This window comes from Neobacillus citreus, from assembly GCF_018343545.2.
In the GTDB taxonomy this organism is placed as follows: Bacteria; Bacillota; Bacilli; order Bacillales; family Cytobacillaceae; genus Neobacillus; species Neobacillus citreus.
Map to the genome: position 1 here is coordinate 38,458 of NZ_JAGYPE020000024.1, position 11,458 is coordinate 49,915.

10 protein-coding genes are annotated in these 11,458 nt (G+C 42.4%); 8 read left to right on the forward strand and 2 right to left on the reverse strand.

What is annotated here, in order from left to right; all coding sequences use genetic code 11:
- Nucleotides 1-8 precede the first annotated feature (8 nt).
- The 3 genes from queA (at nt 9) to yajC (ending at nt 2,612) form a co-directional block, all read left to right on the forward strand.
- Nucleotides 9-1,037, forward strand: coding sequence for a tRNA preQ1(34) S-adenosylmethionine ribosyltransferase-isomerase QueA (gene queA / locus KHB02_RS14465; protein ID WP_213144734.1), 1,029 nt, complete (start codon nt 9-11; stop codon nt 1,035-1,037).
- A gap of 127 nt (nt 1,038-1,164) precedes the next feature.
- Nucleotides 1,165-2,304: a tRNA guanosine(34) transglycosylase Tgt gene (gene tgt / locus KHB02_RS14470; RefSeq protein ID WP_213144735.1), complete on the forward strand. Its 1,140-nt coding sequence runs from the start codon at nt 1,165-1,167 to the stop codon at nt 2,302-2,304.
- A gap of 29 nt (nt 2,305-2,333) precedes the next feature.
- The gene (gene yajC, locus KHB02_RS14475) at nt 2,334-2,612 is read left to right on the forward strand and encodes a preprotein translocase subunit YajC (protein WP_213144736.1); all 279 of its coding nucleotides are present in this window, start codon (nt 2,334-2,336) and stop codon (nt 2,610-2,612) included.
- Nucleotides 2,613-2,659: 47 nt separating this feature from the next.
- Here the strand turns inward: yajC and KHB02_RS14480 are convergent, their stop codons facing one another.
- On the reverse strand, nt 2,660-3,100 hold the full coding sequence (locus KHB02_RS14480) for a TIGR04086 family membrane protein (protein WP_338088292.1): 441 nt from the start codon (nt 3,098-3,100) through the stop codon (nt 2,660-2,662).
- A 182-nt stretch (nt 3,101-3,282) separates the two neighbouring features.
- On the opposite strand from KHB02_RS14480, the gene KHB02_RS14485 reads away from it, so the two are divergent.
- The gene (locus tag KHB02_RS14485; RefSeq protein WP_213144737.1) at nt 3,283-3,945 is read left to right on the forward strand and encodes a DUF421 domain-containing protein; all 663 of its coding nucleotides are present in this window, start codon (nt 3,283-3,285) and stop codon (nt 3,943-3,945) included.
- Nucleotides 3,946-4,041: 96 nt separating this feature from the next.
- Here KHB02_RS14485 and spoVB read toward each other — a convergent pair whose 3' ends face one another.
- Nucleotides 4,042-5,595, reverse strand: coding sequence for a stage V sporulation protein B (gene spoVB, locus KHB02_RS14490; protein WP_213144738.1), 1,554 nt, complete (start codon nt 5,593-5,595; stop codon nt 4,042-4,044).
- Between the two features lie 128 nt (nt 5,596-5,723).
- Here spoVB and KHB02_RS14495 point away from each other — a divergent pair, with 128 nt between their 5' ends.
- From KHB02_RS14495 to KHB02_RS14510, 4 genes are all read left to right on the forward strand, one after another.
- Nucleotides 5,724-6,008 (forward strand): post-transcriptional regulator, encoded by a 285-nt coding sequence (locus tag KHB02_RS14495; RefSeq protein WP_338088291.1) that lies wholly within the window; start codon nt 5,724-5,726, stop codon nt 6,006-6,008.
- 130 nt (nt 6,009-6,138) lie between these two features.
- The gene (secDF, locus tag KHB02_RS14500) at nt 6,139-8,400 is read left to right on the forward strand and encodes a protein translocase subunit SecDF (RefSeq protein ID WP_213144740.1); all 2,262 of its coding nucleotides are present in this window, start codon (nt 6,139-6,141) and stop codon (nt 8,398-8,400) included.
- A 113-nt stretch (nt 8,401-8,513) separates the two neighbouring features.
- Nucleotides 8,514-10,877 carry a single-stranded-DNA-specific exonuclease RecJ gene (recJ, locus tag KHB02_RS14505; protein ID WP_213144741.1) on the forward strand — a complete coding sequence of 788 codons (2,364 nt, stop codon included), beginning with the start codon at nt 8,514-8,516 and terminating at the stop codon, nt 10,875-10,877.
- Nucleotides 10,868-11,380: an adenine phosphoribosyltransferase gene (locus KHB02_RS14510; protein WP_213120050.1), complete on the forward strand. Its 513-nt coding sequence runs from the start codon at nt 10,868-10,870 to the stop codon at nt 11,378-11,380. Before recJ ends, KHB02_RS14510 begins: the two co-directional genes overlap by 10 nt.
- Nucleotides 11,381-11,458 lie beyond the last annotated feature (78 nt).

Below are 11,458 nucleotides of genomic sequence, written 5' to 3' on the forward strand. Positions count from 1 at the left end.
GTTTAAATATGAAAGTTGATATTTTTGATTTCCATTTGCCTGAGGAATTAATCGCGCAGGTACCGCTTAAAAACAGGACGGATAGCCGATTAATGGTCCTAAATAAAGAAACAGGCGACATAAAGCATGAAGTGTTTAAAAATATTACCGAATACTTGCGTGAGGGAGACTGCCTTGTCCTTAATGATACCAAGGTACTTCCTGCACGCCTTTTTGGTGTCAAAAATGATACTGGCGCCAAAATTGAAGTGCTTCTCCTAAAGCAGACCGAAGGTGACCGATGGGAGACCTTAGTAAAGCCTGCAAAACGTGTGAAGGAAGGGACCGAAATCGAGTTCGGCGATGGTCTTTTAAAAGCTGTTTGCACTGGAACTTCGGACCATGGCGGACGTATTTTGGAATTTAGCTACGAGGGAATTTTTTACGAGGTGCTCGACCAGCTCGGCGAAATGCCGCTTCCGCCATACATAAAAGAGCAGTTGGAAGACCGCGATCGCTATCAGACAGTCTATGCCCGCGAACCGGGGTCGGCAGCGGCGCCGACGGCCGGCCTCCATTTCACGGAAGAACTGCTGGAAAAGATTAAAGCAAAAGGGGTCCATGTTACCTTTATCACCTTACATGTTGGTCTCGGTACCTTCAGGCCGGTAAGTGTGGATGATGTTGAAGGGCATGACATGCATTCTGAGTTTTATATAATGACCGAAGGAACGGCTGAGCTTCTTAATGAGGTAAGAAGGAACGGCGGCAGGATCATTACGGTCGGAACCACTTCAACACGGACGTTGGAAACAATTGCTTCCGCAAACGATGGCAATTTCAAGGCAGGCAGCGGCTGGACAAGTATTTTCATTTACCCAGGTTACGAATTTAAAGCCATCGATGGCATGATTACAAACTTTCATTTACCAAAATCCACACTAATTATGCTGGTCAGTGCCTTGGCTGGCCGGGAAAATATTTTGCGAGCTTATCATACAGCCGTTGAGGAACGTTACCGCTTCTTCAGCTTTGGCGATGCGATGTTTATCATTTAGTGGAAAAGGGGCGGAGCGACGCATAAATGAATTACTTTAGCAAAGCTTGGTATAAAAAATACATTCTTCACTTAAATAAGTTTTTGCTTAGCACTAATCACACCGCCTTTTGGAAGGAGAAAACAATTTGACTGCAATTCGCTATGAATTAATCAAAACGTGTAAGCAGACGGGGGCCCGCCTTGGCCGGGTTCACACCCCGCATGGTTCTTTCGACACCCCGGCCTTTATGCCGGTAGGAACGCTTGCAACCGTTAAAACAATGTCACCGGAAGACCTTAAAGAAATGGGTGCCGGCATTATTTTAAGTAATACTTATCATCTATGGCTCCGTCCCGGCCATGAAATCATTAAAGAGGCGGGTGGACTGCATAAATTTATGAACTGGGACCGGGCGATTTTGACCGATTCGGGCGGCTTCCAGGTGTTCAGTTTAAGTGAATTCCGAAAAATTGAAGAAGAAGGAGTTCATTTCCGCAACCATCTTAGCGGCGAGAAATTATTTTTATCGCCGGAAAAAGCGATGGAAATTCAAAATGCCCTTGGTTCGGATATCATGATGGCTTTTGACGAATGCCCGCCCTTCCCGGCAACCTTTGAATATATGAAAAAATCGGTGGAGCGGACTTCAAGATGGGCCGAACGCTGCTTAAATGCCCACCAGCGCCCTGAGGATCAAGGATTATTTGGAATTGTTCAAGGCGGGGAATATGAGGAACTGCGCAAGATGAGTGCCCAGGATCTCGTGTCGCTGGATTTCCCAGGGTATGCTGTTGGCGGTTTGTCTGTCGGCGAACCTAAGGATGTTATGAATCGTGTGCTTGAATTTACCACGCCGCTGCTGCCAGCCAATAAACCTCGCTATTTAATGGGGGTTGGTTCACCAGACTCACTTATCGACGGGGCTATTCGCGGGATTGACATGTTTGACTGCGTCCTGCCGACTAGAATTGCCCGGAACGGGACTCTGATGACAAGCTCTGGCCGGCTTGTTGTAAAAAATGCCCAATATGCAAGAGATTTTGGCCCGCTTGACCCTGAGTGTGATTGCTATACATGCCGAAATTACAGCAGGGCGTATATCCGCCACTTAATTCGCTGTAATGAAACGTTTGGAATTCGTCTAACGTCTTACCATAATCTATATTTTCTGTTAAGATTAATGGAGAAGGTCAGACAAGCCATCATGGAAGACCGGCTTGGTGATTTCCGCGAAGAATTTTTTGAGCGTTACGGGTTTAATCAGCCAAACGCGAAGAATTTCTGATAGATATTTTTTGAAAGGAGGGAAACAGTATGGGAAATCTGGGATCCATTATTCCATTAATTTTAATGTTTGTCTTGTTTTATTTCCTGTTAATTCGCCCGCAGCAGAAGCGCCAAAAGGCGGTTCAGAACATGCAAAGTGAATTGAAAAAGGGTGACAAGATTGTCACGATTGGCGGCTTACATGGTTTTGTCGATTCAATCGATGAAAATAAGGTTGTCATCAAATGTGGCGATGGAAGCCGTCTTACATATGACCGCTCTGCCATTCGTGAAGTGACTGAGTCAAGTAAGGAAGCACAAGTATAAGACAGGAAAGGAAGCTGTTTCGATAACAGCTTCCTTTTTTTGCTCTTTTACGCAGTTCTTGAATTATTAGTTGCAATATTAACTCCTAAAATTCCGCCCATCATTGAAATTAATGTATAGCAGGTATGATAGATTACTTGCTCAGCAGAAAACAGCCGGTCATAGCCGAGGTATTGAAATAAAAAGACGATTAGTGAGTAAATCAGACCAGTAACGCCGCCGATCAGCCAGCCCTTTTCTTTCCGCTTGCCCCCGGACAGAAACCCTCCCCCAAACAAGCCAATAAATGATAGGGCCGTTACCACATATTGAAGTGTTGACTCCTGGGCGGACGTGAATCTTAACACAAAGGAAAAAATAAGGCTGGCAATGCTTGCAAAAGCGAAAATAAAAATTAATCCGTACAGTATGGCTGTACCAAAGCTCTTTGATTCGATGACTCTCTCCCCCTTTTGTTCCTGCCGGGCTAAATTTAATCTATTTTGGATATTTTATTCACGAAGGCCCGGAATACAGTTTTCTTCCTAGTACAAGCGTATTCAGAAGGGCGGCAAAGTAGAATTAAATTTTCGTTTATTCCTAAAATCACATCTGGGATATTATACCTTTCATGATTTTTTCTTTAGGAGCAAACAATATAATGGAATGCAATTAAAGGAGCGACAATAGGGTGGAAGATTTTCTAACGATACTTTTTAGGACTCTTTTTTTATATGCTGTTATTCTTGTCATTTTTCGCTCTATGGGAAAACGGGAAATTGGGGAACTTAGTATTCTTGATCTTGTTGTCTTTATCATGATTGGTGAATTGGCCGTTGTCGCAATCGAAAGACCAAACGTTAAATTATTTCATGCTGTTTTGCCGATGTTCTTGCTCATGATTATCCAAATTGTAATGGCGCTTCTTTCCTTAAAAAGTAAAAGGTTCCGCGATATGGTCGATGGAAAGCCGACTGTTATCATTAACAGAGGGAAGGTAGACGAGGATGCAATGCGGAAGCAGCGCTATAATTTTGATGATTTATTGACCCAATTAAGAGAGAAGGACATTCGCAGCATTGCAGATGTTGAGTTTGCTATTTTAGAGTCATCTGGAAGCCTGTCTGTAATTGAAAGACAGAAGGGAAGTCAGAACGAGCCGAAAAATGGCGATATCACCATTCCATTAATTATGGATGGGACGATTGATGAGGAGAACCTAAAAAAAATAAACAAAACAAATCTCTGGCTTCGTCAGGAATTAAAGAAAAAGGGATATCGTGACATTAAAAAAATCTCCTTCTGCAGTTATGAAAACGGAAAGTTTTTTATCGATTTATTAGACGAAGAATAAAAGACACGCCAAGAAATGTGCGTGTCTTCTTAACGCGTAAATTCAACTACGCCTCATGAACCGCCCTATTGGACCCGCCAATCGGCGAGGTTTCATTTATTTTGCTATAAAAAATTTTTTAATCCATGGGATTCTTTGCAGTTCATCTTTTTTAATTAGACCTAATAATAAAAGCATCAAACAATAGGATATACTCATCGCGAATAAAGCGGCCAGAACTCTCACAGCTAAAGGTTCTGATAAAAGCATGTTATCAAATAGCCAGAACCCCATCCAGCCTGATGCCCCCATTACCAAAAATCCTTTTAAGTAGTCGCGGATATAAAAGGGAAAGGAAATCCTTTTTAAGACCGTCGCAAAGTGAAGGAGGGTAACAGCGACAAAGCCTACGATAATCCCTAGCGCAGCACCGGTAATTCCGAAGGCAGGCTGGGCAGCAAGGATAAAGATGACGGCCGTTTTCACAATCGCCCCGATTAAACTATTAATCATTGCCGCTCTTGCTAAGTTCAATGCTTGAAGGACGGCCTGAAGCGGGCCTTGATAATAATAAAACAAAAAGAATGGCGCCATCAGCCGGATAAAATAAGCCCCCTTTGTGGAACCATACATCAATTGCATCAGAGGATCAGCTAACACATAAAGCACGATGACAGCAAGTCCGCCTGTCAAAAAAGTCAATCTTAATGCCTGCTGGAGCCTGTACTCTATTAATTTATAGTTTTTCTGCGAATTTGCTTCGCTGATGGCTGGCACAAGGGAGGTAGCCAGCGAGAAAGTCACAAAAGAAGGAAGCATCAACAGCGGCATTGCATAACCTGTCAGGGCGCCGTATTGTTTTGTCGCATCAACCGCCATCACACCCGCAATTGCCAAGCTGTGAACGACCACAATTGGCTCAAAGAACCACGAAACCGACCCAATCATTCGGCTTCCCATTGTCGGAATCGCGATCTCCATCAAATCTTTAAAGGTTTGTTTCCCCTTATGGACAAACTGGAAAAAATTCTTGCGCAGCCTAAAGCGTTTTTTAAATTTAAAGGTTGTCATTAAGTAAATAAGAGAAACTACCTCACCTAAAACGGAAGCCGCCATCGCCGCCGCAGCCGCGTATTCGACTCCGTAAGGGAGAAAAGCTTTGGTCATAACGGCAATTAAGGTAATCCGTACAAGCTGTTCTAAAATTTGCGATACGGCTGATGGCCGCATGTTCTGTCTTCCTTGGAAGTATCCTCTTAACACGGAAGAAATAGCGATAATGGGAACCGCCGGTGCAATCGCCATCAAAGGATAATAGGTTCTTGGGTCGGTAAAAAGTGTTGTTGACAAAACAGGTGCCAGCAATAATAATGCAGGTGTTATAATGATAGATAGCGAAATCGTTGTGGCAAGGGAAACGACAAGAATTTTTTTAATCCCGGCATGATCACCTTTTGCCTCCGCCTCAGCAATATTTTTCGAAATCGCCACCGGCAGCCCAAGCTGCACAATTGTCACCACAAGGATAAATGTAGGATATGCCATCATATATAAGCCGACGCCTTCTTCACCAATGCTGCGCGCCAGGACAATCCGATAAATGAAACCAAGGACTCTTGTAATCAATCCAGCAACTAATAGGATAAAAGTCCCCTTTAAAAACTTTGACATACTCTTCCCACCTTCTCAAAATAGGCGATATCATATACAATTATCTATATGCGATATGGTGGACAAAGCATGACAAGCATTTATACGGCAGTTTAATTTATGAATACTTCTTTCGGGGGGCAATGAAGATGGATTATGGTCAATTTCGTACTCAAGTAAAACCTGCTATGGTGAGCAAGCTGGAAGAATTTCGTTTGCTGGGTTATGATTCAGTCAGCGAAAAAGAGCTTTGGGAATACCTGACCAAGAAAAAGTGGAGAAAGGTAACGGACGAAAAGAAGCTTTACGAAATCATCCAGGATATTCTCTCCATTAAGGTAAGTGATTTCATCAGCTTTGCAACGATTGAAACATATAAAACTGCCGAATTCTCTCTTGAAGATGAAGAGGAATGGAAAGAGCTTTTAAAATAGTCTTAACTATCTTTTTCTAAATTGACAGTGCTGTTGACATATTCCATAATGAAGGAAGTGATTTTGGGCAGTATTGGACTAAGAAAAAGCAAACGGTGCTTTTGTTTTATTTAAGGAGGAACAATACATAATGGTGAAACGCAGTCGAATTTTGGCCTTCCTTCTAATAGTTGTGTTATTAGGAAGTACGATGGGAGTAACAGCAAAAGGAATTTTGAACAACATTAAGCTTGGCTTGGACCTGCAAGGTGGTTTTGAGGTTTTATATGAGGTGCAGCCGGCAAAAAAAGGCCAGAAAATTGACAAAGATATCCTGGCCAGTACGGCTAAAGCGCTCGATAGGCGGATTAACGTCCTCGGGGTCAGCGAGCCAAACATTCAAATTGAAGGGACAAATCGAATCCGCGTTCAGCTTGCCGGTGTCGAAGATCAAAATCAAGCGCGGGAAATTTTGTCTACCCAAGCAAATCTTTCCTTCCGTGATGCCAATGACCGCCTAATGATGGACGGTACTGATTTAAAAGAAGGCGGAGCGAAGCAAACTTTTGACGAAAATGGTAAACCAAGTGTTTCGTTAACGTTAAAAAGCGCTGATAAGTTCAAAACAGTGACGCAGCAAATTGTCAATTCGTCTCCAAATGTTTTAGTCATTTGGCTTGATTTTAACGAAGGAAAAGATTCCTTTAAAGCAGAAGCAGCAAAGCAAGACCCTAAATATTTATCTGCTCCAACAGTAAACCAAGTCTTTAACCAGAATACTGTTTCTATCGTCGGTAACTTTACTGCTGAGGAAGCACAAACATTAGCCTCACTTTTAAATGCTGGTGCTCTACCTGTTAAACTGAAGGAAGTTTATTCTACATCTGTCGGAGCTAGTTTTGGTGAGCAGGCATTAAATGAAACAATTCTGGCCGGTATTATCGGTATCGCCATTATTTATCTTTTCATGCTTGTGTATTATCGCTTCCCTGGATTCATTGCAACAATTACATTATCTCTATATATTTATCTCGTTTTACTCATCTTTGACTGGATGAACGGAGTGTTGACGCTGCCGGGTATTGCCGCCTTAATCCTCGGGGTGGGGATGGCTGTTGACGCCAACATCATCACCTATGAGAGGATACGGGAAGAAATTAAGGTTGGTAAATCCATTAAATCCGCGTTCCAAGCAGGAAGTAAGAATTCCTTTTCATCGATTCTTGATGCCAACCTGACAACGATTTTGGCCGCCGGCGTGCTGTTCTTCTATGGTACAAGCTCGGTTAAAGGCTTTGCTACGATGTTATTGGTGAGTATCCTGCTAAGCTTTGTGACAGCCGTTTTCGCGTCCCGTTTATTCTTAGGATTCTGGGTAAACAGCGGTTTCTTGAATAAAAAGCCGGGCTGGTTTGCTGTTAAGAAGTCTGCGATTAAGGATATTGCCGAAAACTTTGATACATTAGATTTGCCAACACGATTTGATAAGCTGGATTTTGTTAAAGGCAGAAGGGTGTTCTTCATTATTTCCGGAGTCTTGCTAGCCGCCGGTTTAGTGCTGCTGCTGGTGTTCCGTTTGAATTTGTCCATTGATTTTTCAAAGGGAACCAGGATTGAAGTCCTATCTAATAACCCTTTAACAACCCAAACAGTCGAAACGGCATTAAATAAGCATCATATTACACCGGATGATGTTGTGATTTCCGGTGATAAAAAGGAAATTGCCTCCGCTCGTACTAAGGATGTTTTATCCAAAGATGAAATTGCTAAGTTAAAATCAGACTTCAAGCAAAAATTCGGGTCAGAGCCAAACGTCAGCACCGTTTCGCCGACTGTTGGTAAAGAACTGGCGAAAAATGCGTTTATTTCCTTGATTATCGCATCGATTGGGATTATTCTTTACGTTACGATTCGCTTTGAATGGGCGATGGCAATCTCCGCCATTGTTTCCTTATTGCATGATGCCTTCTTCATGGTTGCCTTCTTCAGTATTACAAGGCTGGAGGTTGACTTAACGTTCATCGCAGCCGTGTTAACGATTGTCGGATATTCCATTAACGATACAATCGTTACGTTCGACCGGATGCGTGAAAACATGCATAAGAAGAAGCGTCTTAAAACGAATGCAGATATTGCTGAAGTATTGAATATAAGTATCAGACAGACATTGACGCGCTCTGTTAATACAGTCTTTACCGTATTGGTAACGGTTGTTGCGATGATTATCTTCGGCAGTCCGTCAATCCAGAACTTCTCGATCGCCTTGTTTGTCGGCTTACTCACTGGTGTATATTCATCCATTTGTATCGCCGGTCCATTATGGTACGTCTTTAAGACACGTGAGCTTAAAAAGAAGGGCGTCATTAAAACCGTTAAAGAAAAGAGAAAATACTCAGATCAGCCGCAAGTATAATAAAAAATAAAACCGCAGCCCATGCTGCGGTTTTATTTTGGCTAATATATCCATCATTGAAAGGGACCTCATGCTCCTGTATAATAAGAAGGTCTAAAGGGGTGAACTTCTACATGTTAAAGTCTAAAACGAGATGGATTGTTCGTGAATCAGATCCGTCCCTTGTGAAAAAACTGGAAAACGAGTTGAAAATTACACCTCTAGTGGCTTCGCTGCTTGTCAACCGTGGATTAGATACCGTTGATTCTGCACGGTATTTTTTATTTGGAAAAGGTGACTTCCACGACCCCTATTTGTTAAAAGGGATGGATATTGCCGTTAAAAGAATTAGTGAAGCAATCAAACGGAAGGAACCGATTCTTATATTTGGCGATTATGATGCGGATGGTGTCAGTAGTACATCCGTGTTAATGATTACACTCAGAGATCTAGGGGCAGACGTCCAATTCTATATTCCAAACCGTTTTACAGAAGGCTATGGCCCTAATGAGCCTGCATTTCGCCATGCGGCGGAAGCAGGAATAAAATTGATTATTACCGTAGATACCGGAATTGCCGCTATTCATGAAGCGGCGGTGGCAAAGGAATTGGGTGTGGATTTAATCATTACGGACCACCATGAACCAGGGCCTGTTTTGCCGGAAGCTTTGGCGATTATTCATCCAAAGCTGCCTGACAGCATTTACCCGTTTCGCGAACTTGCTGGTGTGGGGGTTGCCTTTAAATTAGCCCATGCTTTATATGGAAAAGTGCCTGAGCATTTGTTTGAAATTGCGGTGATTGGTACAATCGCCGATTTAGTCTCTTTAAAAGACGAAAACCGGCTGATTGCCAAAAAGGGCCTTGAAAAATTGAAGGTTACTGAGAACATTGGTTTGAAGGCCATTTTTAAAATCGCTGGTGTTGATTTGCAATCAATAAATGAAGAAACCATTGGTTTTACACTCGCCCCTCGTATCAATGCCGTAGGCAGGCTAGAGGATGCGGATTTGGCAGTCCGTCTCCTCCTTACCGATGACCCTATGGAGGCAGAGGAATTAGCGGCTGAGATGGATGCCCTCAATAAAACGCGGCAATCTATCGTTAACACAATAACGGAAGAGGCAATTGCGGAAGTTGAAAAGAATTTCCCGATTGAGGCGGGTAAGGTTCTGGTGATTGGGAAGGAAGGCTGGAATGCCGGTGTCATTGGTATCGTCTCCTCGAGACTGGTTGAAAAATATTACCGCCCGACGATCGTGCTAAGTTTTGACCATGAAAAAGGGCTGGCAAAGGGCTCGGCACGAAGTATTCCCGGTTTCGATCTTTTTCATAATTTATCAACTTGCAGGGAAATCCTGCCGCATTTTGGCGGACATCCAATGGCTGCAGGAATGACCCTGAAAATTGATGACGTACCAATCCTAAGGGCGCGCTTAAATAAGTTAGCCGATGACCTCCTAACGGATGAGGATTTTATTCCGGTAACCTTTCTTGATGAAGAGGTTCATCTAGAGGATATTCATTTAACCTCCTTGGAAGAAATGAACCTGCTGTCACCATTTGGAATGGATAACTCCAAACCAAAGGTGTTAATCAATCAGGTGGATGTTGCCAGTATTAGAAAAATCGGCAGCGAGCAAAATCATCTGAAACTATCGCTTAGTGAAAATGACGCCAATCTTGATGGAGTAGGCTTCGGTTTGGGTTCCATTGTTGATGAGATTTCTCCATCGGCTAAAATTTCGTTAATTGGTGAATTATCGATTAATGAATGGAACAATATACGTAAACCGCAAATCATGGTACAGGACATTGCTGTAGAGTCGTGGCAGTTGTTTGATTTTCGCGGCCAAAAGCGGCTGAATAGCATTGCTGCTACGGTGCCGGCAGAAAATAGGAAGATTATCTTTTTTAATCAATCCCATCTTGAAAAACTTGCTCCAAACCTTCATCAGGAAAGCATTATAATCCGGGACACAATGGAAGCGAGTGCATTTAATGGCTATGAAGGTAACATTATACTAGCAGATTTTCCATCTTCAAAAGAGCTTTTAACGGAATTGTTAAAGGGGAATAAGCCTGGTAGGATTTACGCTTATTTTTATAAAGAATCCAGCGATTTTTTCAGCACTTTACCGACAAGAGAACATTTTAAATGGTATTATGCTTTTCTTTTGAAAAATGGACCTATTGATTTGAAAAGGTATGGCGACGATATCGCCAAGCGCCGCGGCTGGTCAAAGGAAACGATTAATTTTATGTCAAAGGTGTTTTATGAATTGGATTTTGTTACAATAAATAATGGTTTTATTACTTTAAATCGGTCAGCGCAAAAGCGCGATTTAACTTATTCGCCAACCTATCAATTGAAAAAGAACCAATATGATCTTGAAAGGGAATTATTGTTTTCATCCTATCAAGAATTAAAAGGCTGGTTTGATGGGATTATTGGTGAGTCAGTTGTAATTGAGGAGGCAGTAAAGGAATGGATTTAACAAAGTTTGTGGCAATTGTACCGGATTACCCAAAACAAGGTATTGTTTTTAAAGATATTACTCCTTTAATGGGGGATGGCGAAGCCTATAAATATGCGACGGACCAAATCGTCGCCTATGCCAAGGATAAGGACATCGATATTATAGTTGGACCTGAAGCGCGCGGCTTCATTATAGGCTGCCCGGTTGCGTATTCTCTTGGAGTGGGCTTTGCTCCAGTTCGTAAAGAAGGAAAGCTTCCTCGCGAAACAGTTAAAGTCAGTTATGGACTGGAATATGGGACAGATGTATTAACCATTCATAAAGATGCGATAAAACCTGGCCAGCGTGTCTTGATTACGGACGATTTGCTGGCAACAGGCGGAACGATTGATGCAACGATTAAGCTGGTTGAGCAGCTTGGCGGTGTAGTGGCTGGAATCGCCTTTATCATCGAATTGACTTACCTAAACGGCAGAAGCAAGCTTGATGATTATGATATACTAACATTAATGCAGTATTAACGTTTCATGAGGGCACTCGAAAGCATGAGTGCTCTCTTTATATAATGAAAAAAAGATTAAACTCTTTACATCTTGGTT